General features: G+C 55.3%; 17 protein-coding genes. 11 read left to right on the top strand and 6 right to left on the bottom strand.

What is annotated here, in order from left to right; all coding sequences use genetic code 11:
* Positions 1 to 365 precede the first annotated feature (365 nt).
* Both ACLD72_RS18720 and ACLD72_RS18715 read right to left on the bottom strand, forming a co-directional pair.
* Positions 366 to 1,646, bottom strand: a complete 1,281-nt coding sequence (locus tag ACLD72_RS18720) for a glycoside hydrolase family 125 protein (RefSeq protein WP_411001584.1) — start codon at positions 1,644 to 1,646, stop codon at positions 366 to 368.
* Positions 1,647 to 1,710: 64 nt separating this feature from the next.
* Positions 1,711 to 4,461: an alpha-mannosidase gene (locus ACLD72_RS18715; RefSeq protein ID WP_411001630.1), complete on the bottom strand. Its 2,751-nt coding sequence runs from the start codon at positions 4,459 to 4,461 to the stop codon at positions 1,711 to 1,713.
* A 367-nt stretch (positions 4,462 to 4,828) separates the two neighbouring features.
* Between ACLD72_RS18715 and ACLD72_RS18710 the strand changes: the two genes are divergently transcribed.
* The 6 genes from ACLD72_RS18710 (at position 4,829) to ACLD72_RS18685 (ending at position 15,094) form a co-directional block, all read left to right on the top strand.
* Entirely contained in the window at positions 4,829 to 5,785 is a 957-nt protein-coding gene (locus ACLD72_RS18710) for an ABC transporter permease (RefSeq protein WP_411001585.1), read from the top strand.
* Between the two features lie 19 nt (positions 5,786 to 5,804).
* Positions 5,805 to 6,716, top strand: a complete 912-nt coding sequence (locus ACLD72_RS18705; RefSeq protein ID WP_411001586.1) for a carbohydrate ABC transporter permease — start codon at positions 5,805 to 5,807, stop codon at positions 6,714 to 6,716.
* 122 nt (positions 6,717 to 6,838) lie between these two features.
* Positions 6,839 to 8,440, top strand: coding sequence for an ABC transporter substrate-binding protein (locus ACLD72_RS18700; protein ID WP_411001587.1), 1,602 nt, complete (start codon positions 6,839 to 6,841; stop codon positions 8,438 to 8,440).
* A gap of 116 nt (positions 8,441 to 8,556) precedes the next feature.
* Complete coding sequence (locus tag ACLD72_RS18695; RefSeq protein ID WP_411001588.1) at positions 8,557 to 10,869, top strand: glycoside hydrolase family 3 N-terminal domain-containing protein; 2,313 nt, start codon at positions 8,557 to 8,559, stop codon at positions 10,867 to 10,869.
* Positions 10,866 to 14,081, top strand: a complete 3,216-nt coding sequence (locus ACLD72_RS18690) for an alpha-mannosidase (RefSeq protein WP_411001589.1) — start codon at positions 10,866 to 10,868, stop codon at positions 14,079 to 14,081. Before ACLD72_RS18695 ends, ACLD72_RS18690 begins: the two co-directional genes overlap by 4 nt.
* Positions 14,078 to 15,094, top strand: a complete 1,017-nt coding sequence (locus tag ACLD72_RS18685; protein WP_411001590.1) for a glycoside hydrolase family 130 protein — start codon at positions 14,078 to 14,080, stop codon at positions 15,092 to 15,094. Before ACLD72_RS18690 ends, ACLD72_RS18685 begins: the two co-directional genes overlap by 4 nt.
* Before the next feature lie 91 nt (positions 15,095 to 15,185).
* Here ACLD72_RS18685 and ACLD72_RS18680 read toward each other — a convergent pair whose 3' ends face one another.
* The 4 genes from ACLD72_RS18680 to ACLD72_RS18665 all read right to left on the bottom strand — a co-directional run bounded on the left by ACLD72_RS18680 (position 15,186) and on the right by ACLD72_RS18665 (position 19,574).
* Complete coding sequence (locus ACLD72_RS18680; RefSeq protein ID WP_411001591.1) at positions 15,186 to 15,836, bottom strand: carbohydrate deacetylase; 651 nt, start codon at positions 15,834 to 15,836, stop codon at positions 15,186 to 15,188.
* Positions 15,837 to 15,854: 18 nt separating this feature from the next.
* The gene (locus ACLD72_RS18675) at positions 15,855 to 18,257 is read right to left on the bottom strand and encodes an AraC family transcriptional regulator (RefSeq protein ID WP_411001592.1); all 2,403 of its coding nucleotides are present in this window, start codon (positions 18,255 to 18,257) and stop codon (positions 15,855 to 15,857) included.
* A gap of 109 nt (positions 18,258 to 18,366) precedes the next feature.
* Complete coding sequence (locus tag ACLD72_RS18670) at positions 18,367 to 19,008, bottom strand: GNAT family N-acetyltransferase (RefSeq protein ID WP_411001593.1); 642 nt, start codon at positions 19,006 to 19,008, stop codon at positions 18,367 to 18,369.
* Entirely contained in the window at positions 19,005 to 19,574 is a 570-nt protein-coding gene (locus ACLD72_RS18665; RefSeq protein WP_411001594.1) for a hypothetical protein, read from the bottom strand. The genes ACLD72_RS18670 and ACLD72_RS18665 overlap by 4 nt, the downstream gene beginning before the upstream one ends.
* A 156-nt stretch (positions 19,575 to 19,730) precedes the next feature.
* Between ACLD72_RS18665 and ACLD72_RS18660 the strand changes: the two genes are divergently transcribed.
* The 5 genes from ACLD72_RS18660 (at position 19,731) to ACLD72_RS18640 (ending at position 24,084) form a co-directional block, all read left to right on the top strand.
* Entirely contained in the window at positions 19,731 to 20,339 is a 609-nt protein-coding gene (locus ACLD72_RS18660; protein WP_411001595.1) for a TetR/AcrR family transcriptional regulator, read from the top strand.
* A gap of 87 nt (positions 20,340 to 20,426) precedes the next feature.
* Complete coding sequence (locus ACLD72_RS18655; protein WP_411001596.1) at positions 20,427 to 21,587, top strand: cysteine desulfurase family protein; 1,161 nt, start codon at positions 20,427 to 20,429, stop codon at positions 21,585 to 21,587.
* An 83-nt stretch (positions 21,588 to 21,670) separates the two neighbouring features.
* Positions 21,671 to 22,174, top strand: coding sequence for a PRC-barrel domain-containing protein (locus ACLD72_RS18650; RefSeq protein ID WP_411001597.1), 504 nt, complete (start codon positions 21,671 to 21,673; stop codon positions 22,172 to 22,174).
* 31 nt (positions 22,175 to 22,205) lie between these two features.
* Positions 22,206 to 22,415 (top strand): hypothetical protein, encoded by a 210-nt coding sequence (locus ACLD72_RS18645; RefSeq protein ID WP_082208025.1) that lies wholly within the window; start codon positions 22,206 to 22,208, stop codon positions 22,413 to 22,415.
* Positions 22,416 to 22,647: 232 nt separating this feature from the next.
* Complete coding sequence (locus ACLD72_RS18640) at positions 22,648 to 24,084, top strand: PTS mannitol transporter subunit IICB (RefSeq protein WP_411001598.1); 1,437 nt, start codon at positions 22,648 to 22,650, stop codon at positions 24,082 to 24,084.
* The last annotated feature ends 51 nt before the right edge of the window (positions 24,085 to 24,135 follow it).

The raw sequence follows: 24,135 nt of genomic DNA, 5'->3' as shown, positions 1-24,135 counted from the left end.
ACAGCCGGTGACTGGAACGGCGAAAAGGCGTTTACTGAAACAACCAACCGTCGGCCTTCAAAATAGCGGAACTTTATGTTCTTATTATCCGGAGCCCGGTCTGTTCATCCCCATTAGCGGCATTTTTTGTCCTTATTTTCCCAGGAATGACCCAGAACGCGGGGATTTCCTAACGATCAGGGAAGATAGCTACATAAATGTCCTCTATTTCCCTCAAGTAGACGGATATCGCTTGAATAACGCCCTTTTTTACTCTTATATTTTTCGCTGGAGTTCCTCATTCTGTCTCTGTCTCATCAAGTACAAAGCCACTGCTTGTTATGTCGGATCCTGTTGATCTTGAAACTGCAATAACTTTCCTAAACCTAAACCAGCCCTTTGTCCATGGCTTTGCAGATCAGTGTGGCAAACAGGCTGTTGGACCAGGCGAACCATTCCCGGGAGAAATCGGCCGGGTTGTCCGGGTGGAAGCCTTCGTGCATATACCCGGTGTCCGCGTCGGTAGCGATCAGCGTGTCGATCAGCGCTTTGACCTCCTCGTCGTCCGTTGCCGTCAGCGCCTGCATCGACAGCGCCATATGCCACACATATCCGCCCGGCGTATGCGGGCTGCCGATGCCCTTGGCGAATTTGCCTTCGAAATAAAACGGGTTGTCGAAGCTCAGGGCAAAACGCCGGGTATTTTGGTAGATTGGATCCTCCGCCGATACATAGCCGATGTAAGGAATCGACAGCAGTCCGGGGGTGCCGGCGTCGTCCATCAGGCAATAGTTGCCGAACCCGTCGGTTTCGTAAGCGTAGATTTTGCCGTAGACCGGGTGATTGACGATCCCGTAGGCGCGGATGCCGAAGTCGATCTCTTGGCGCAGCTTTTCCGCTCTCTCGGCCAGCCGCTCATCCCGGTAAATCCCCAGCGCAATGTCGCGGATATGCCCCAGGATGACGACGGCGAACATGTTGGACGGAATGTTGTAGCCGAACAGGCAAGCATCGTCGCTCGGCCGGAAACCCGACCAGGTCATCCCCGTATAGTTGACCGGCAGTCCGAGTCCGCCGTTTTGCAGCGTTTCCGTTTCCTGCTTGGTTTGGCGGACAAAACGGTATGGGGACCGTTCCATATGCCGTTGTTCCGTTTTCAACACTTGAACGATGGTGCTCAGCGCCCGGTAGCAAGCGTCGTCGAAAATCGTATCGATACCGGTCTCCCGCCAGTACGAATAGGCGAGCTGGACGGGGAAGCACAAGGAGTCCAGCTCGTATTTCCGTTCCCACATCCACGGGTTCAAGCCGCATTCATCGGTAGCCCGGTAATGCTTGTCGCTGGCCGTTTCGTTGAACGCGTTGGTATAAGGATCGATGTTGATATAGAACATTTGCCGGGCGATCAGGCCGCCGATGATGCGCTGCAATTCCTGATCTTCCTTGGCGAAAGGGATGTAATGGCGGACCTGCTCGGTGGAATCGCGCAGCCACATGGCCGGGATGTCGCCGGTGAACACGAAGGTTGTCCCGTCTTCCAGCAGCTTGGCCGTCGTTTCCAGCGTATTCGGAAAACAGTTGCGGAACAATTGCTTTAGCTTCGGATGATGGGTGAGACGAGCGTCGGTTTCGTCCATAAATCGTTCGATGGATGCGGGTAATTTCATAATCGGTTCCTCCCTGGTTTAATTCATAAAGGTTTGGATTGCCTGGCATAAGATACGTGACCTCTTAAACGGATATGACGATGGTCACGATTTCGGCCTTGCCGGTCTCGATCCGCAGGCTCCCGTCCTCCAGCTCCAGTCCGGCATGTCTGCGTTCGAGAATATCGCTGCGGTACGCGGCCCGGGCCGGGAAGCGCAGCGTGACACCGAGTCCGGCGGGGCGGCGGCGGTCCAGATTGTACCAGCGGAGCACGAGATCGTTCTGCTCGGACAGCTTGCAGGCCGACAGCGCCAGCGTTTGTCCTTCCCAGGTGATCGGCGTGTAGGTCGTTGGCAAGGTGCCGTGCCGCAACTCCGTCTGTACATGGAACCAAGGAACCTGGAAGGCGTAAGCGTCGGCAAAGGCCGCGGATTCGATGGCGTCCCCGGCATGCGGGAAGACTGCGTACTCTACGGTGTGCTCCCCAAGGCACTGCGCCTCCGGCGTTGGAAATACGCCCCAGTCCCCAAGCTCGCCCACGGAACGAAGCAGCGTGACCGCGATCGTATTCCTGCCGTCCCGCAGCACCTCGTACTCGTTTAATCCTTTATTGGCCACGGTCAACCCGGCATTACCGTCCGACACGCTGACGAAGGCTTGCTGATGCTGGGCGTTGCTGGGATTGACCCACTCCGGAGCCGGCTCGGTGCCGCGTTCCGCCGCTTCGAAGACGGAGTCGGCCAGATGCTTGTCGGCCTGAAGGCCGGTCGGGAACAACACGCGCAGACGATGGTCCTTAGCCTTGTTATCGAACGAGGTCGACACGAGCAGCCCTCTGCCGGACTTCTCCAGGCTGACCCGGGTCGTCAGACGAAGCAGGACCGTCCTCTCGCTCCGCCTGGCTTGCCGCCGGCGGAACGGCACCATTTTGCGCCGTTCTTCCTCAAGCGTTTCGTCCGCTCCCGCGGGGACGGCCCAGTCATGGACGATCTCGTAGGTAATCCGGTAAGGCTCGTCTTCGACCAGCGAAATCGTTGCCGGAACTCCCCGGGTGGTTAAGGCGATATCGCCGTCAGGCTGCCTGAACACGTATTCGTTGCCGATATCCCCGCAATTCTCAAATACGCCCAGTTCCCGGAACGTGCGGCCAGCTCTCCGGTCGGTCAGATCGTATGAGCCGTCTTCCCGGAACTGTACGGCCAGAAACTCGTTGGCCATTCCGTTTTCCAGCGTGACCAGCGGCGAATCCGCCGGCGGCCGGACCGATTTGCCGGCGCTCGGATGCCAAGCGAAGCTTTTGAAGCCAAGGGCCGGTACCGCTTCCGCTTCAAAGGTCAGGCGGATCTTGCGTGCCATGTACGGCTGGCGGAACCGGTCTTTCGGCAGCTCGTAGCCGAACTCGGCGCCCAAATCCTCGGCTTTGGCGGCGACCGCCTGGCCGCGGTCATCCAGTAGCCGGCCGTCCTGCAGGGATAGCGGCAGCCGTTCCAACAGCTCGGCGATCGCCGCCGGACTCGGCCCTTCCTTGAAGTAGCGTTTCGCCACGATTAGCTCCACGCTGACCGTCCCGCTCCGCTCTCGGCCAGCCGTGTTGAACACGGTGACGGGCACGGCTTCCGCGTCCCAAGCCTCAACCTGGGCCGTGCCGATATTCTCCGCAATGGCTTCAAGGCTTTCGCGGATCATCGCCTCCGCGGTATGCCGGCTTTTATCAAACCGCCCGATCATTTCCCGGTGCACTTCGTCCACGCTGCAGCCGCAAATGCTGTCATGCGGATGGTTTTGCATCAGCGTTTTCCAGGCGTACGTCAGCAGTCGATGCGGATAGGCCTTAGCTCCGGTCAGCGCGGCAAGCGCGGCGAGCGGTTCGGCCCCTCGCTCCAGCAGCGTTTGCCCGCGCTGGTTCATCTGCTTCAGGTAAACCCGCGCCGACGCCGTGTTGACGAGTGTCCCCCAGCCGTCGGTGTGCTGGCTGCGCAGTTCCCCGGTGACCGTGACAAGGCGGTCCGGAAGCTGCCGTTTTAAGGCTTCCCAATATTGCGCGAAGCCGGAGTGCACAAAATCGACCTGCGGGTACAGCGCCCGCGCGGTCTCCAACGCGTCCGGCAGGTCGGTCTGCACCGGCTGATGGTCGCAGCCATTCATAAAAAGAAGCTCTGGTGTGGAGGCGTATTTTTCGGCATCGGCTAGTTTTTTGCTCCAATAAATAGCGGCTTCTTCCGCATCGGCCGGCACTTCGTTCCCGTTGCTGTACCAGTTGGCGAACAGCAGTCCAAGCACGGCCGAACCGTCGGGCGAGGCCCAATGCATTTCGGAAAATGGCGATTCGTACCCTGAGCCGGCGAATTCGTCCACCTTATTGTCAAAGCCGGTCGGTTTGACGCCGCGTCCGAACACGGCAACATCAATGCCGGCCTGCTTCAGCAACTGGGGCGCCTGGCCGATGTTGCCGAAGGAGTCCGGGAAATAGCCCAATTTGCAAACGGCTCCGAACTCCGCGGCATCCTGGTGGCCGATGAGCAGGTTGCGGACGTTGGCCTCGGAACTGGTGAGAAATTCATCCTGAAGCACGTACCACGGTCCGATGGCGATGCGTCCTTCACGGATATGCTTCTTTAGCAGCTCGCTTTTTTCGGGATGCACTTGCAGATAATCCTCCAGGACGATCGTTTGCCCATCCAGATGAAAATGGCGGAACCGGCTGTCCCGCTCCAAGGTTTCCAGCAGGCGGTTCATCAGTTCAATCAATAGGTAGTGATGAGCTTCGTAGGGCATGTACCATTCCCGGTCCCAATGCGTATGGGAGATCAGGTGCACAGTTTTGCGGGTCATCATCATTCCTCCTAGAATTGCGGAATTGCGGAGATTTGAGCCAAGACACACTCGTAAGCAGGTTTACACATCCGCACGGAAATCTCAATATGTATGATTTGCAGGCCCCATAAAGAACACATGATTGACACATCGCAAAGGCCGCTAATCACCGGTGTCGGGCGGATTGTAAAATTGCTTAAATGCCGAAGCGCCGCGGTTTAACGCCGTTTTAAACATGACAATTCATATTCGACATATTTACGGTGTCAGATTTTATTTCCTACAATTTTGTTTGTAAGCGTTAGCAAGGTGCGGTCTGAACCGGGAAAAAGAAAAACGGGCAGGACGGAAGTTAACGGACTGGATAAGAGAAAGGAGAGAAGACGATATGAAGAAAAACGGCCGGCAACGATCCGGTACCGCAAGCAGAACATCGGGCGAAGCCTCCCTCGGCCGCAGAATGCTGAAAAACTGGGAGTTGTATTTATTCGTGGCCCCTGCCTTTTTGTACTTCCTGATTTTTCATTACGGGCCGATGTACGGAATCCAAATCGCGTTCAAAAATTTTACGCCGGTCAAAGGCATCACGGGCAGCCCGTGGGTAGGATTCGATCATTTCGTGCGTTTCTTCAATTCCTACTATTTTTGGGATCTGCTGTGGAACACGCTCAGCCTGAGTTTTTACGAACTGGCGATCGGATTCCCGCTCCCGATCATTTTGGCGCTCGCCTTCAACGAAATCAGGAACGGTGCATTCAAAAAGACGGTGCAGACCGTCACTTATGCCCCACATTTTATTTCCATGGTTGTCATGGCGGGGATGATCATTACGTTTCTGTCGCCTTCATCGGGCATGATCGTGCGTATGATCGAGGCGTTTGGCATGGAGGCGCCCGCGTTTCTGACCGATCCGCGCTGGTTTAAAACGATTTACGTGCTGTCCGGAGTGTGGCAGAGTACAGGCTGGGGGACGATTATTTATCTCGCGGCTTTGGCGGGAGTGGACCCGCAGCTGCACGAGGCGGCGATCGTGGATGGCGCCAGCCGCTTCAAACGCGTGCTGCATATCAACCTGCCGACGATCGTTCCGACCATTACGATCCTGCTGATTCTGAACATGGGCAATATTCTTGGGGTTGGATACGAAAAGGTGCTGCTCCTGCAAAATCCGCTTAACATGGATTCTTCGGACGTCATTTCCACGTTTGTGTACCGCTCGGGTCTGGTCAGCGCGCAGTACAGTTTCTCCACCGCCGTCGGTTTGTTCAATTCCATCATTAACGCGATGCTGCTCATCACCGTGAACAAAATCGCCAAGCGGACAAGCGAAACAAGCCTATGGTAGAAGGAAGGAGGACTAACGAATGGTCACAACAATCAAAGAATCCAAATCGGACAAGCTGTTTCTGGTCTTGAATTATGTGTATCTGCTTATCGCGTTGGCGGTGGTGCTGTATCCGCTTGTTTATATCGTCAGCGCTTCCGTCAGCAGTCCCAAATACGTCAGTTCGGGGGAAATGTGGCTGTTTCCCAAAGGGTTGACCTTTGACGGGTACAGGCTTGTATTCGAAAATCCGAAAATTTGGCTCGGTTACCGCAATACGATTGTTTATACCTTGATCGGCACGCTGCTGAACCTGGCGGTGACCTTGCCGGCCGCCTACGCGCTGAGCCGCTCGGATTTTGTGGGCCGCCACCTTTTCATGGGGATGTTCCTGGTCACGATGTTTTTCAGCGGCGGTCTTGTGCCTACTTATTTGATGGTCAAAAATCTCGGACTGGTTAATACGGTCGGCGCGCTGATTTTGCCGGTTTCGGCATCGGTCTGGAACATCATCGTCGCCAGAACTTTTTTCCAATCGACCATTCCGAAGGAACTGCAGGAAGCCGCCCATGTGGACGGATGTACGAACCTCAGGCTGTTCCTGCGGATCGTGCTTCCTTTGTCCGCCCCCATCGTGGCCGTCATGGCGCTGTTTTACGGCGTAGGCCACTGGAACAGCTACTTTCCGGCTTTGATTTATTTGAACGATGACACGAAATATCCGCTGCAAATGGTTCTGCGCCAAATTCTGGTTTTGCAAGAAATGTCCGCGGAGACGACGGGAGCGGCGATCAGCGGCGATATCGCTCAGGCCATGGCCAACAAGGCGGAAATCGCTTCGCTGGTGAAATATGCCGTGATCATTGTCTCGACGCTGCCGGTTATCGTCGTGTATCCTTTCCTGCAGCGCTATTTCGTGCAGGGGGTCATGATCGGATCGGTCAAGGGCTAGTTAGTCAAAAACGGGCAAAACCCGATCCTTCGCGGGCGAGGCTGTTGACACACCGGTAATAACGGGGATGCTGTCTTCGATTATTATAATTTTTGATCATAGTTCAAAAGGGAGGACTACCGATGCAGAAAAAAAGAAAAGGTTGGATCTTGTTGCTGCTCGCAGCCATGTTCGTCAGCTTGCTGTCCGGTTGCGGCGGTTCCGGCAATGTCAAAAAAGAGGAAGGCAGCGGCAATGCGGAGAGCAGTGTCAGCAAAGATGGGTTCCCGATCGTTCAAGAGCCCATCACGCTGAAGATGATGGCGCCGGACGTAGGTCTGCAAAACTGGAAGGACATGGCCGTGCTGCAGGAAATGGAGAAGCTGACGAACATTCATTTCGAGTATAACAACGCACCGAAAGACAGCTTCGATACGAAGAAAAACCTCGTGTTCGCCAGTGGCGAATACCCGGATGTATTTTATGCGGCAGGGCTTACCCCGGCCGAGCAAATGAACTACGGTGAGCAAGGCATCCTGATTCCGCTGGAAGACCTGATCAACGATTACGCCCCGAACTTCAAAAAGGTGCTTGAGGAGTATCCGGACGTGCGCAAATCGATCACGGCCCCGGACGGGCATATTTACTCGCTGCCGGTCATCGAGTTCAACCAGCCGTGGTACCGGAACCCGATGTGGTACAACGGCGATTTTCTCAAAAAGCTGGATATCGGCAAGCTTCCGGAAACGACGGAAGAACTGTATACCTACCTGAAGCGCGTGAAAGAGGAGGATCCCAACGGCAACGGCAAGGCCGACGAGATTCCGCTGTCTTCCGTGAACCTGCGCGATATCCGCACCTGGCTGCTTGGCGCTTACGGCATTTATGAAGAAGAAATCTACGTGGACGACCAGGACGTGGTTCACTACACGCCAATGGAAGAGGGCTATAAGGAATATCTCGCCTTCCTGAACCGGCTGTGGGCGGAGGATCTCCTTGATCATGAGACGTTCTCGCAAACGGCGGAACAGAAAAAAGCGAAGGCGCAAAATGGCCAGGTCGCCTTGTTCTCCGAATGGCACGCTTATATGACGCTCGGGGGCGAGCCGAGCACGGATGATCCGATGTTCACGCCGGTGAAAAGCGATATGGCAGACAAGCCGGCCATCGCCAAAAACAAAGGGATAACGACGGGAGCTTTTGCGATCACCAACACCAACCCTGCTCCGGAAGCCTCATTGCGGTGGATCGACTACCTGTACTCTTACGACGGCGCCCTGTTGTTCAACAAAGGCCCGGAAGGCGTGCTTTGGGAATATACGGACAAAGCAAACCGGGTCAAGCAATATCTGCCGGTTCCTGGCGGCGGCGACCGCGAGGAATACCGGGCGACGCTGACGCCGAACTATGGGATTCCGGCGCCGACGATTTCTTTTGACGATATTTACAAAGGCTTGAAAACCGATTTCGAGGTTTGGGTGGACAGCGAATCCAAAACAAAGCTGCTGGACCAAGGCGCGAGAATTCCGTTCCCCACCTTGTTCCTGACCTCCGAGCAGCAGGCCGAAGTGACGACGCTCAGTTCGGACCTAAATACTTACGTTCGGCAGATGGAAGCGAAATTCGTAACCGGCGCCGAGCCGTTGGCGGGCTGGGACAACTATGTGGCTACCGTCAAAAAAATGGGCGGGGACCGCATGCGGCAGATTTACCAGGAAGCTTACGACAGCTGGAAATCCAATTAACTTGGAAATACACAAAACCGGCCGGCTCTCCGAGATGCCTATCTCAGAGGGCTGGTTCCCTTCGGGCGGTTAACACGCGAGTCTGCTTACGAATTTAGCGGAGAAAGGTGCGAGAGATGGATTACAAAAACAAACTTCTGTCTGCCGGAAGGAGAGCGGACGATCTCCTCGGACGCATGACATTGGATGAAAAAATCGGCCAGCTGGTGCAGCCCTTCGGCTGGAAATGCTTTGAGAAAACCGCGGACGGTACGATCGGACTCACCGATTCCTTCAAGGAGCATCTCGCCCGGGGCGGAGTCGGATCGCTTTACGGGATGCTGCGCGCCGATCCGTGGACAGGGATGACGCTGGCGACCGGACTGTCTCCCGAGGAGGGCGCTGAAGCCCTGGGCAAGGTGCAGAGATATGCCCTCGAGCACAGCCGGCTCGGCATCCCGATTCTGTTCGGCGAGGAGTGCTCGCACGGACATATGTCGATCGGCGCGACCGTCTTCCCGGTCCCGCTCGCAATCGGCAGCACGTGGAACCCCGCGCTTTACCGGAGCATGTGCCGGGCGGTGGCGGCGGAAACGCGCAGCCAGGGAGCGGCAGCCACTTATTCGCCCGTGCTTGACGTCGTCCGCGACCCGCGCTGGGGGCGGACGGAGGAATGCTACGGCGAAGATCCGTACTTGGTGGCCGAACTGGGCGCGGCTGCGATCGAAGGGCTGCAGGGCGAACGGTTGGACGCTCCCGACAGCCTGCTGGCCACGCCGAAGCATTTCGCCGCTTACGGCAGCAGCGAAGGCGGGCGCAACGCCCAGGCCGTCCATATGGGACTGAGGGAGCTGCATGAGGTGGATTTGCTGCCGTTCCGCAAGGCGGTGGCGGCCGGAGCCCGCTCGGTGATGACAGCCTATAACGAGATTGACGGGGTTCCTTGCACAACCAGCCGATACCTGCTTCAAGACCTTTTGCGGGACGAGTGGGGGTTTGACGGCTTTGTGATCACCGATTGCGGGGCGCTCGGCATGCTGGTGAACGGACACAACACGGCCGAAAGCGGCGAAGACGCCGTTGCCCAGGCGATCCGGGCCGGCATCGATATGGAGATGTCCGGCGACATGTTCCGGGAGCATCTGCGCGCGGCTTTGGCTGCGGGATGGTTGTCCGAAGCGGAGCTGGACAAGGCGGTGCTGCGGGTGCTGAAACTGAAGTTCGAATTAGGGCTGTTTGAACGCCCGTACGGAGATCCGGCGCGCGCAGGCGAAGTCATCGGCAGCGCCGCGCACCGGGAACTGGCCCGCCAAATCGCCGGGGAAGGCATCGTGCTGCTTAAGAACGAGCGCGGCACGCTGCCGCTGCGCAAAGATATCCGCAAGCTTGCGGTGATCGGGCCAAATGCCAACGCGGCCTACAATCAGCTTGGCGACTACACCTCCCCGCAGCCGCCGGGCCGGATCGTCACCGTGCTGGACGGCATCCGCAGCGCGCTCGGCGACGAAGGGGAGCGCGTGCTGTACGCGCCGGGCTGCCGCATCCGCGACGATTCCCGCGCAGGATTTCCGCGCGCCCTGGAATGCGCTGCCGAGGCTGATGCCATCGTTGTGGCGGTGGGCGGGTCCAGCGCCAGAGATTTCGGCGAAGGCACGATCGATTTGCTGACCGGCGCGTCGGTCGTGACGGACCATGCCTGGAGCGAAATGGAGTGCGGGGAAGGGATCGACCGTGCCACGCTGAATTTGCTCGGCGCCCAGCTTCCGCTGATCCAGGAGCTTCGCAAGCTCGGAAAACCGCTGATCATCGTGTACATCAACGGGCGCCCGATCGTCGAGCCGTGGATCTCGGAGCATGCCGACGCCATCCTGGAAGCTTGGTATCCCGGCCAGGAGGGCGGCCATGCCATCGCCGACGTGCTGTTTGGCGACGTGAATCCGTCCGGCCGCCTCACGGTCAGCGTGCCGAAGCAGGTCGGCCAGCTGCCGGTTTATTACTATCATCGGAGAACGAGAGGCAAACGGTACCTGGAGACCGATTTCAAGGCCGAATATCCGTTTGGGTTCGGACTTAGCTATACGAAGTTTGAATACGGCAATCTCCGGGTGGAACCGGCGGTTATCGGTCCGGACGGGCAAGCCCGGGTTTATGTGGATGTCATTAACGCGGGAAATTCGGCCGGTATGGAGGTCGTCCAACTGTACATATCCGACCTGGCAGCGTCGGTAACAAGACCGGAGAAAATGCTGAAGGGCTTCCAAAAAATAGCCTTGGCGCCCGGGGAAACCCAGACCGTAGTCTTTAACGTCGGGCGGGGGCAGTTGGAGTTCGTCGGCATGGATCTTTCCCGTATCGTGGAGGACGGCGAGTTTAGCGTGATGGTCGGGCCGAATTCCGCGGAGTATTTGACGGCCGGTTTGACGGTCAAGACGGAGCGTGAAGCGTCATGAAGCGGATCGAGCGGTTTATCGCGGTTCTCGGCAAACGCCAGTGGAGGGGGCGGCAGCCTCTGCGGGAGTGGTCGATCCGCCGCTCGCGCTATTTAGCGCCGAGTGTGTACGAGCATGGACCGGAACCCGCTGAGCTTTGCGCTACCGAAGTGCTGGACGGCGGATACGGGACGACGTATTTTCTGAGCGGCGAATTCGCCCTTCCGCAAGGCTGGGAGGGAGAAGATGCCGGCCTGGTCTACGAGGGCGGCGGCGAAGGGCTGGTGCGCCTGGACGGGGCTCCTTATCACGGGCTGGACCGCAACCACGGTTTCGTGCCTTTGCCGGCCATATCCCCCGGACAGCGGCTGCGGATCGACATCGAGCTGTACGATCCCCTCCCCGAACCCAAGGATCCGCTGAACTGCCAAGCCGTTATTCGTCCCTCGGTGACCGGTGTTACCTTATCCCTGGTATGGATCGACCGGCCGGTGTATGCCTTGCTGCATACCGTAAAGATGATTTTCGAGACGGCGCGGTTGCTGCCGCCCCAGGATATGCGGCATATCCGGCTAATTAGGGCATTGGAGCAGGCGATGGACGACCTGGAGCAGGGGGATGAAATGGCGCTGGCGGATGGTGGCCGGGTGACCGTCGTGGAAAAACGGCTAATGAACCTGGCGGCGGCTGAAGCTTCGCCCGGGTTTCGGGACGGGTTTATTCATCTGGTCGGCCAATCGCATATCGACCTGGCCTGGTTGTGGCCGTTGAAGGAGACGGTCAGAAAAGCGGGACGCACGTTTTCCACCGTACTCACGCTGATGGAGCGGTATCCCGAATTCCGTTATTCTCAAAGCCAGCCGCAGCTTTACGCCTTCATCAAACAGCATTATCCCGAACTGTTCGCCCGCATTAAGGAGAGAGTGCGGGAAGGACGCTGGGAACTGGTCGGGAGCATGTGGGTCGAACCGGACCTGAACATTCCGAACGGGGAATCGCTTGCCCGGCAGATTTTGTACGGGCAGCAATTTTACGAGCGGGAATTCGGCAAGCGGACGGCGGTCGAATGGCTGCCCGACACGTTCGGCTATTGCGCGTCCTTGCCTCAGCTGCTGAAGCAGGCGGGCGTCGAGTATTTTCTAACGACGAAGCTCGGCTGGAACGATACGAATAAATTTCCGTACACCTTGTTCGAATGGGTCGGCATCGATGGCACGTCCGTGATTGCTTACCAGAATCACGGCGTGAACGAATCCACCAGCCCCAAGGACATCGGGGAGCATTGGCAGGCGTTTGAGGAAAAGGACCGGCACGGCGAATTGATGCTGCTTTACGGCCACGGCGATGGCGGCGGGGGCGTGACCCACGAGATGCTGGAGTATGCCGAGCGCGCCAAGCTGATGGCCGGGCTTCCGGCCGGCCGGTATTCCACCGCGGAGTCTTTTTTCGCGAAGCTGGCGGAGCGTCGTCCCGAATTGCCGGCATGGCACGGCGATTTATACCTGGAGCTGCATCGCGGGACCTATACGACGCAGGCGTACAACAAGCGCTGCAACCGGAAGGCGGAGGCGCTGTACCGGGAAGCGGAGATTTGGGGCGAATTAGCGGCTTGGCATGGGGCTAAACGCGAGACGGACGCCCTGCGGGAGGGCTGGGAGCTTCTGCTGCTGAACCAGTTCCACGACATCGTTCCCGGCAGTTCGATTCCCGAAGTGTACGAAACCTCGCGCGAACACTACGAGCAGGTATTCCGCTTGGGCCGGCAGTCGCTGGACGCTTCGCTGCAAGCGCTGGCGGAGCAAGCGCAGTTACAAGAGCAACAGGCGCTGGGGGAAGACGCCGGGCATGTGGAGGCCGATTCGCCCGCGGAAGGCCGGCCGTACCTGGTATTCAACTGTTTAAGCTGGGAGCAGGGCGGCATTGTCCTGTTGGAAGGGGACCGGAGTTTGCTTGGACTGCGGGCATTTGACGGGCCGGAGCCGCTGGAAAGCGATGCCTGGCTCTCCGATCCGGAGCGGGGGAAAGCGACGCTGGCCGTTCGAGTGCCGGCGATACCGGCGTTCGGCTGCAAAGCGATATGGCTGCGTGAAGTGCAGGGATTTGCGGCGGAAGAGGTGTCCGACCCGGCGTTGGCCGGTTCGTCTGTTTCCGGTGATTTCCCCGAGGTTTGGGAGAGCGCGCATTACCTGCTGCGGTTTAACGATCAGGGCGAAATCGTGCACTGGTATGACAAAGACAACGGAAGGGAGCTGCTAGCAGAGGGGCAAAAAGGCAACCAGCTACAGCTTTTTCACGACAGGCCTCCGCTTTGGGACGCTTGGGACCTGGACCCGCGTTACGAGCGGCAGCCGGCGGGCAGCCCACTGCTAACCCGGCGCGAAGCCGTTCTCCGGGGCCGCGTGCTCGATATTTTGCGGTTCCGGTGGGAGTACGGGCGTTCCGTCATCGAGCAAGAAGTACTGCTGCCCAAGCGCGGACGCCGCGTCGATTTCCAAACGAAGGTGTTATGGCAGGAAGACCATAAGCTGTTGAAGGTAGCTTTTCCGGTGGACGTTTTGGCCGGCAAAGCGACCTATGAGATTCCGTTCGGCGCGCTGGAGCGGCCCACCCATCGAAATACGAGTTGGGATCAGGCTCAATACGAAGTCTGCGGCCATCGTTTCGCCGATTTGTCGGAGCACGGGTATGGGGTTAGTCTGCTGAACGACTGCAAATACGGCTATGACATTCACGGCAATGTGCTGCGCCTATCGCTGCTGCGGGCTCCAAGCTGGCCGGATCGCCATGCGGACCGCGGGGAGCATGAGTTCACCTACTCGTTGTATCCCCATGCCGGCGACTGGCGGGCAGCGCAGGTCGTCCGCGAAGCGGCCGCGCTGAACGCTCCGTTGCGGCCGGTTGCGGCCCCTGCGGACGGTGGACAAGCAGCTTATCCGCAGCAGCAGAGCTGGCTGGATTTCCGCAGCGGCCACGTAATCCTGGAGACGGTCAAGGCGGCCGAGGACGGAAGCGGCAGCGTGTTGCGGCTGTATGAATCGTCCGGCGGCAGGGCCGAGGCCGTGATCGGCGGATTGCCGGAGCGGGCCCGCTTTTTTGCGGCCAATCTGCTTGAAGACGAATGCGGGGAGCTTCACGCGGAAAACGGAACACTTCGGCTTATTTTTAAGCCATTCGAAGTCAAAACGATAAAAATTAGGTTAGATCAAGTTGATAGCGGGAGGCGCGATAGATGAAAATTACAAGGCATCCGGAAAACCCGATTGTGGTCCCCGGCGGATACGAATGGAGAAAAGTAACGGTATTCAACCCGGCAGTGATTATCAATAACGGCAAATTTTATATGATCGAGCGGACGGCGGGATCGCTGACCCCGTGTAAAAACTTCCTGGGACTCCTGGAAAGCGAGGACGGCGTGCATTTCACCCACGTGAAGGAAGAGCCGATTGTCACTCCGGACATGCTCGGGTTCCCTTACGGCAGCGTGCAGGATCCTAGGATCGTCAAAATCGACGATACGTTTTATATGAACTATGCGCTGCGTCCGTGCGCGATGAGCTACTATCCGACCGGCCGGGGCGTGCCGGAGCGCTCGATTCCCGAGTATCCGGACGGCTGGGGCGAACAGGAGGGGCATTGGCTGACGCGCTCGTCGATCCTCGCCTCCAAAAACCTGATCGACTGGGAGTTTGTGGCCGACACGACGCCGCTCGACATTAACGACCGCGACAACATTTTGTTCCCGGAGAAAATAAACGGCAAATACGTGCTGTTGCGCCGGCCGGAGGAATATGTGGGCGAAGCCTACGGCACGGAAAAAGCAGCGATGTGGATCACCTATTCGGACGATCTGATCCATTGGGAAGAGCCGAAGCTGCTGGCGAAGGCCGAAAACCCGGCCTGGGAGTCGCGCAAAATCGGGGGATCAACGCCTCCGGTGCGCACCGATCGCGGCTGGCTGGTGTTGTACCACGGGGTGGACGACGAGATTGTGTACCGGGTCGGCGCGATGCTGCTTGATCTGGATAATCCGGAAAAAATCATCGCCCGCACGAAAAATTTCATCATGGAACCGGAGACGTATTACGAAAAATTCGGCTACCAGATTCCGAACGTGATTTTCCCGACGGGGAACGTGGTGAAGGACGACCTGCTCTACATCTACTACGGGGTGACCGACACGGCGATCGCGTTGGCCACGGTACCGGTGGATGAACTCGTCGATTACATCCTGAAGCAAGCGGAATAAGCCGATAAATAAAGCAGCGCCCCGGCCCGGCTTATGATCATACCGGCCCGGGGCGCTGCTTCGTATTTTCGCAGGCAGGCTGCCTTCGTTTTTAACATTTTGAGGACTTGCACGGCAGTGTATGATAATTCACGGGAAGGATATTCAAATGACTTAAAACTTCCGGAATCTTCAGATCGATAAATACGGAGAGCTCCCGTTCGCGGATATCCGTCCAATCGGAAATCCGGCGCAAAGTTTCATCCACGTGCCCGGGATGGCAGGCGATTTCCGTAAATCCGGGACGAAGCGAGCATAGATACTTGATCAAGCGAACCTTCCCATCTTGTTCTCCATACGAATCCAGCAGGATCGCATCGGTCATGCGCGGAGAAGGCAGCCCCCGCAACCGATGATCGATTTGCGACCTCCGCAGGGGAACGTTTTCCCGGCAAGCTTTTTCCGCCATGACCTTATATATCGCCGGATCGGTTTGATGAAGCAAGTGATGCGAATCCAAATGCGTTGGCCGGAGACCGGATTCCGTAAATCGCCTCCACTGTGCGGCAAGCTCCGTTTTCACGTCGCGAGAGTCCCTGCCGCCGGGGTAATTTACGCCATGAAATCCGCCGTTTTCTCCCACCAGCGAGGGAACGTCCTTGGGACTAGAAACCGGCCGGCCGTACGTCAAGTTAAAATGCAGGCCAATGCCGAGTCCAGGCGCCGCTTCGGCCCGGCTCAACGCATCGCCGAATCCGGGCATATTGACCCTTCGCGCCCGTTACGGACCCTCGAGCGCTTCGGGCGCGGACGGCTCGGGCATGGGCGGCTTGACAGTTTGCGGCTTGACGGCTTCCAGCTTAACAGCTTGCGGTTTGGCCGCGTGCAGCTTGCGGTATTGCCCCGGGGTATATCCGGTTTCTTTTTTAAACTTGCGGATAAAGTTTGGCGCATCCAGGTAGCCGACCTGCTCGATGATCTCTTTCAGCGGGGCGTCGGTGTTTACGAGCAGCCGGATCACTTCCTTCATACGGCATTGCCAAATATACTGCGAGAAGTTGTAGCCCGTTTTTTCTTTGAAGCATCGGCTCAGATAAGATGTAGAAATCGAATATCTCAAGGCAACGTGCTCCAGGCTGAGCGTGTAATCGGCGAACTGCTGGTTCACATAGGCCACGATGTCGTCCATCAGGGAATGCTGCCCGTTTTCCGCATTGCGCTCTACCTGCAGGCAGATCCGGGAAGCGAGGGAACATAGTTTAGCCTCAAGCTCCTCCAAAGATTCGAAAGAAGTAAAGCTCGCTATATTTAGGAACACTTCGTTCATCCCTAACTCGGAAGCTGTGCGAAGCAGTGAGTTCAACAGGTCGAAACAGATGCAGCGGAGCAGGGAGACCGATAGGGATTCATCCTTCAGTTCATTGATGATCGCAGCGATCATCTGCCTAGCGACCAGCTCATTGCCTTGTTTCAGCCCGTGCTCGAGCTTCAGTATCGTCTTGCGCGAAATCCAGAACGTTTCCGCCGAAGGGACAGATAGCTCCGCGATCTGTCCAAAATAGGTGACTCGTCCGTTGCTGCCGATCATGCGGTATTCCAAGGCGGCTGATGCTTCGATGAATGACTGGTTGAGATTCGCCGGATCATCGTATAACGTTCCAACCCCGAAATAAGGGACAAGCCGGGAGTTTTCGATCACCAATACTTTAATCGCTTCAATGATAGACAAGATGCGGCTTTGCGCCTCCTTCCGGCTGTTGGCGGAGAGCGATACGATCAGTGCAAACTGCTCGGCCGCAGAAAATTCCATCCCGTAAACATGAGTCCCCAGCTCAGAAAATTCGAATTCGCTAAGCATTTCCTGCAAGTGCTGCTGTTCCTTCCAGTTTTTCTCCGCCTCGGCCGTCTCGTCCCATGCCAAAATCACGGAAAAATAAAAGCCTTGGCCTTGCGGAAGCATCAACCCCGCATCATCGATCATCCGTTCGATTTCCGGATCGTCGGGTTTGCCGTATTTCAGCAGTAACAGCAGGCACTGATTCCGTACATAAGGCTGCTGCATATCGATTCTGGCACTGTAATCGTGAATGGTTTGTTTGATCCAATCCCATTCGTTTCGGGATTTGAGGTTGTCCGCAGGCTTGTTTTTGATTTTGGCAAACTCCAGCAAGTCCTTGATCGGGTGATACTGGCGTTTAGCCAGCAGCATGGCCGCAATGATCCCGGTTAGTACGGCGATGCAGAAGATTAAAAAGACGAGTTCCTTAATATGGGCAACGCGGCTGAAAAACTGATAGCTGGGCATAGTCGTTACATAAAGCCATCCATTAGCTTCAGACTTGACGACAACAACGGAATACTGCTCACCGTCAAAAGAAAGGCTGTGAATGCCCGGTTCCAGGGTAGGTAACACCTTCAGGTCTTCGGCCTGCGGACTTGCGCCGTGATTGTTGACCGTCAAGGCGTTGCCTTTCTGGTCGAAGATGTAGCTGCTGCCCGAAAAGTCGCTTAATATGGAATCCATCACCCCGGTCAACTTGGATTCTTTCATTAAATAAACCACCGTGCCGTAAGGGTATTGATCGTTGGGTTTAATCGGCACCAAAAAGGTCAGCATGGGGTCGCTGCGGGAATAGACGCTGACCTTCTCTGCGGGCCGCATCACCGGATGCTTCAACTCGTTTAAATCGCGCACCAGCTGCTCGCTTGTCCAGTTTTCAAACTTGTACATGCGTTCGAACACCACGTTGACGTAGGTTAGGCCCGTGGAGGAGTAAATGATCGAGTCATGGTGAAAATATAAAAAAAGATCCTCCAGGATGCTGCTGTTCGCTTTATAGCTGGCCAACGTGCGGATCGCGTCGGCGCTGTACAAAGGGTGACGCACCATATAAGGCGTCAAGTGCTCGTCGTACGAAATTTTACTGGCGATTTCCTGCAGCTCGGCCATCCGCTCGTCGATCGTCGTTTTGACCTGGTTCAACTGATTCACATTGGCTTGCTCGATCTCTGTACGCAGGCTTCTGACTGCGCTTTCATAAACCAGTGCCGTGACCAGCGACAGCGGGATAAGGAACATTAAAATATAGGATACCGTGTATTTAAGCAGAAGTTTGGATGTGAAATGATTCCACCTGGCCGGGATGCCGAACATCGGCTTTGAATGGTTTGCTGTTTTGGGCACGAATAACCTCCCCCCTTTACCCGTCTGTTTTATCATTATAACGTTATAATTATTATGCTATAAATTTACGGTTAAAGGAAGGAAATATGTTGAATCGTGCCCATTTCATTTAAAGGGGAGGTTTTCGATAAAACATGCAGTAAACGGGCAAATGGCCGATTTGTGTTTCTTGGCTGAAAGAAAATCCGAATTTCCGGTACAAATCTACATTTTCTTTTTTCTCCGTATCCAGCGCGATTCCAAAAGACTTGCCGTCATTATCTACCGTATTAAGCAGATGTTTCAGCAGTGTTCCGCCGATTCCCTTGCCCTGATCCTCCGGGTTTACCCCAATCATAATCAGGTAGTGATGAGCCAACGGGGGAACCGCGGATCTGGTGACTTTCATATAGGAATTCAGCAGATTTAAAGTTGCCCCGGACATTTGAAGAAGCAAAGGGATCAACCTCCCTGCCAGCAATAAGTATCCTTTCGTATTCTGAGATTTGCTTGCATTGGGCTTCTCCACGACGTAAGTCCCCAGCAATTCTCCATTTTCAAAATAGCCCCATACCTCTTCATGGAGCAAAAAGCTTTTATCGAACATAAAGGAAACAAAGGCGGTCAGACTGGTTGCGGCTTTTCCGCCCTGCCGAGTATCACCGAATAAATGCAGGAATAAGGGGTCCCGCGCAAACGCCTCGCTCATGACGGATACAAATCGGGCTTTGTCCGATTTAGTCAGCCTGGATATTTTGGATGAAGTACTCATGCCCGTTTACCCGTGCCGATTAATGATTTGCCGTAATGATCCACCGAGAAGCTGAACAGTACCTTGAGCATAAATAATAAGCTCGTGATCAACATGTACGGCTGCATATTCGGCAGCAGAGGGATACAGCCCAGGCCGATGGACAAGAGCAATCCTGCGGTAAAGAGCTGCGAAGGTTTGCCGATCAGAGCATTGACGATAAATGCCCCTGTGATCGTATATGCCCATACCCCTATCGAGTACCCAATATCCGTATTTAATAAAAGGGCGACAACTACAATATGAAAATGGATGGCGATGAATACGATGCGATTTATTTTCCGCGCCGCGTAAAAGTTGCTGGTGGAAGCCGTAAAATTGGCCACGCAGCCGGAGAAAATATCGAAGATCAATAACAATGCGATGGCGCTGCGCCAGATTGGCAAATTGTCCGTGAGTTCGGGGAACCGCAAATATAACGCCGTGGTCAGCAGGGCACCAAACAGCAAGATGGCCAGAATGGACCCGATCCGCTGTGTCTCGCCAAAAACATCATGCAAAAATGAAGGGATCCTGATTTGTTTCATTACCATACACTCCTTATGATTTATAGTTTTGTAGTATATAGACTCATATACTACAAAATTTATTATATTTGTGCTGAGTGCATTTTTCAATAGATTTGTACTGATAACGTTGAATTACTCTAAAACATGGGATAAACTACTTGTGAGGTGAAGCAAATGAACGGTTTTGAACGGCGGAAGCAGAAAAAAATCCAGCAGATCTTCGAAGTTTCATTTCAGTTATTTTCCAAACACGGATTCCAGAAGGTCAGCGTGAACGAAATCGCTCAAAAGGCCAAGGTTTCTCCCGCCACCATCTATAACTACTTTGGGACCAAAGAGCGGCTTTATGCCGATATGTTAGTAAATTGGATGGATAAGCAGCTCGAACAATATGAGCTTATTCTTGATTCAGAGCTTTCGTTTCCGGAGAAAACTAGGGAAATCATGCTGCTGGAAGCCAAAAATTTAACGGCCATCTCGGATGAACTTTTGAAAGCTTCCTCTTCCGAATTGGGCGGATTGGTACAGATGATGGAAAGGTATAGCGAGCAGAAAGTAATGGACTTTTTTATGAAATTTGTTGCGCTGGGAAAGCAAGAAGGATATATTCATAAAGACCGGACGGATGAGACGGCCATGCTCTACTTTACGATGTACCGAAATGAGCTGGGGCGATATTGGGCGGCGGCTTCCCGCGAGGAAGGCGAAATCAGGAATATGGACGGGTGGATGGAATTGTTTTTCTACGGCTTGTCCGGGCAGCCTGAGAAAGTCTCACGTTGACTTAAGAAATAACGGTTTGATTGCGAATTTTTCTGGAATAAATATATAATATGCATGATTAAAAGTATACCGGATAAGGTGATATTCATGAAAATATACCTGGACCATGCCGCATCCACTCCGGTCCATCCGCTGGTTGCGGAAACAATGCTGAACGTGATGCGGGAGCAGTTCGGCAACGCCTCGAGCGTGCATTTTTACGGCCGCGCCGCCAAGCGGCTCGTCAACGGGGCGCGGGATGCGATCTCCTCGCGCATCGGCTGCCGTCCGGATGAGCTGGTGTTTACGAGCGGCGGCACGGAAAGCGACAACCTGGCGCTGTTCGGTACGGCGGCTGCCCTTAAAGATAGAGGGCGCCACATCATTACGACGGCCATTGAGCATCACGCCGTCCTGCATGCCTGCGAGCGTTTGGAAAAGGGCGGCTTCGAGGTAACGTATTTGCCGGCCGACCGGTACGGCCAGGTGCATCCGGAGCAGGTGCGGGAGGCGATTCGGCCGGATACGATCCTGATCAGCGTGATGTACGGCAATAACGAGGTTGGGACGATTCAGCCGATTGAGGAGATCGGACAAGTCGCCAGGAAGCAGGGGATCGTGTTTCACGTCGACGCCGTGCAAGCGCTTGGTTCGATTCCGCTTTCCGTAAGCGAGCTTCCGGTCGATCTGATGAGTTTCTCCTCCCACAAAATCAATGGTCCGCAAGGAGTCGGGGCTTTGTATGTGCGGAAGGACCTGGTGATTGAGCCGATTCTACATGGCGGAGTTCAGGAAAGAAAACGCCGCGCGGGTACGGAAAACATGGCGGGGGTCGCCGGCTTCGCCAAGGCGGTGGAACTGGTAGCGTCGCAGCGGGAGGAGCGGACCGCCCATGAGGCCAAGCTGCGCCGGGAATTGCTAAACGCGCTGGAGGAGCGCATTACGCGCGAACGATTCCACGTCAACGGCCATCCTACGGAGCATTTGCCGCATATCGTCAATATCAGTTTTCCCGAGTGTGATTCGGAGACGATGCTGATGAACCTGGATATGGAAGGGATCGCCGCTTCAAGCGGATCGGCCTGCACCTCAGGGTCGCTGGAACCGTCGCATGTGCTTGAGGCGATGCATGTATCTGAGGCATTTTTGCGTTCGGCGATTCGTTTTAGCTTCGGATGGGGTAATACTAAAGAAGAAGTTGTGCAGACCGCTGAAAAAATTGCAACCATTTTGGAACGTCTTCGTAAAAGAAATCATGGGCACTCGTAACAGGGGTTGTCCAGCTTTTGCGAAGGGAGGTTGAGTTCGGCTAAGTAATCAAGGGAAATGCCAGCAGGGAGTGTCGTCGATTCATGAGAATGCAGGAGATGATCGGCTTGGCTGTCTTTGATGTGGAACAAGGCAAGCGGGTCGGGAAAGTCCTTGATGTCTTGCTGGGGGGCGATTGGTCGATCACGGGCATTCAGCTGGAGAACAGATCTCTGTTTCATTCCAGCGTTAAGGTGGTGCTCTGGGACGATATCGCCGCTTACGGCGAAGATGCTGTGATGATACGCAATCAACAGGCTGTCTGCAAATGGGAAGCCGAGCATATACAAAATACGTTTTTGTCCGGACCCGGCAAATTGAAGGATCTGTCCGTACTTACGGAGGACGGGATTCGGATCGGATACGTCACGGATGTTTATTTTGAACACGAATTGGGCAACACAATTACTGGAATTGAAATAAGCGACGGGTTTTTCACCGATCTGATGGAAGGGCGGAAAATGCTCCCCTTTGTCCCGGAAATGACCCGAGGGGAAAATGCGATCATGGTGCCCCGAAGCAGCGAGCAGTTGCTTGAAAAGCCATGAATTTTTACGAACGGTAGGTGGTCGGTCAATGATGAAATGTCCAAATTGCAATTCCAAGGATATCGGCAAAATCGGTTCCCATCAGTTTTACTGCTGGGGATGCTTTATCGAGCTGACGGTAAACGGCGATAAGATGTCGGTTTATCAAGTGGAGGAGGACGGGACGCTGAGTTCCCTGGATGACTTGTTTTTCGGCGAGGAAATCGTGCAGGAATTCCCGCAGATCCAAGCTTCTTCTTAAAAGATATATATTCGCTTCCGCCTGCGGAAATGCTGAAAGCTGTCCATCTATTATATCGGAATAGAGGGACGGCTTTTTTTCTGCTCCTATAAAATTGTCAACAATGATCATGACGAAACCGTGTTTTGATTTCATTGAGAAAGAAAGCGCTTTGAATTAGGATGAGATTAGGAACACGGTAAATGATAAAGTTTGTGGTGGTCCGCACAATTTTTGAAGGAGGTTTCTCTTTATGGCTATAGCACAAACCAAAACACAACCAAAGGGAACCGGCGGAGCCCGGGTGAAGGTGCAGCAGTTCGGCCGTGCGCTTAGCGGCATGGTCATGCCGAACATCGGCGCTTTTATCGCCTGGGGCTTGATTACCGCCTTGTTTATTCCGACCGGTTGGATTCCAAACGAATATTTGGCCAAACTGGTCGACCCGATGATCAAATATTTGCTGCCGCTGCTGATCGGCTACACCGGCGGGCAAATGATCCACGGCAAACGCGGGGCCGTCACCGGCGCCATCGTGACGATGGGGGTTATCGTCGGCAGCGACATTCCGATGTTCCTTGGCGCGATGATCGTAGGTCCTTTGTCGGCTTGGTTGATCAAACAGTTCGATAAAGCGATTGAAGGCAAAATCGGTTCCGGTTTCGAAATGCTGGTCAACAACTTCTCGATCGGCATTTTTGGCGGCGCGATGGCGTTGGGAGCTTACTCCGGCGTAGGCCCGTTCGTTCAAGCGATCAGCAAGGTGTTGTCTTCCGGGGTGAACTTCCTGGTGGATGCCAAATTGCTGCCGCTGGTCAATATCATTATCGAACCCGGCAAGGTGTTATTCCTGAACAATGCCATCAACCACGGTGTTATTACCCCGCTCGCGGCTGAAGAAGTCGCGCGGGTAGGTAAATCCATGTTGTTCATGCTGGAATCGAACCCCGGCCCGGGCCTTGGTATCCTGCTGGCCTACTGGCTGGTTGGACGCGGTTCGGCGAAGCAATCCGCTCCGGGTGCGGTCGTCATCCACTTCTTCGGCGGGATTCATGAGATTTACTTCCCGTACATCCTGATGAAGCCGGTGCTGATTCTTGCCGCGATTGCCGGCGGCGTAGCCGGTACGTTTACGTTCCAGTTGACCGGTGCCGCTCTTTCCGGGGCGCCTTCTCCAGGCAGTATTCTCACTTACATTATGATGACGCCGAAAGGCGGATTCCTGCCGATGTTCAGCGGTGTCATCGTAGCTGCGGTTGTCTCCTTCCTGGTTGCGTCTTTGCTGCTTAAAACGGGTAAGCAAAACGATGAAGAACTGGATTTGGAAGAAGCTTCGGCAAAAATGAAAGAGATGAAATCCGCCGGCATGAATACGCAAGCGGCGGCTGAAGCGGTTACAAGCGTTCGCAAGGATACGGTCGACAAAATCGTATTCGCCTGCGACGCCGGCATGGGCTCGAGCGCCATGGGCGCTTCGGTGCTGCGCAAAAAAATGCAGGATGCCGGGGTTAAGGTGACGGTCGTCAATTCGGCGGTCAGCGAGATTCCGGAAGATGCGGATATCGTCATTACGCAAAAAACGCTCACGGAGCGCGCAAAGGCGAACCGGCCGAACGCGGAGCATATCTCCATCGACAATTTCCTGAAGAGTCCGAAATACGACGAGCTGGTTGAACGGCTGAAAGACTAAGCTCGCGGGGACGATACTAGGGCAAAACACTGGCGGTTCGATCCGCCGGTG

It is taken from the genome of Paenibacillus lacisediminis (assembly GCF_046567315.2).
Note: the sequence above shows the minus strand (reverse complement) of the source record. Positions and strands in the feature narration are given on the sequence as shown.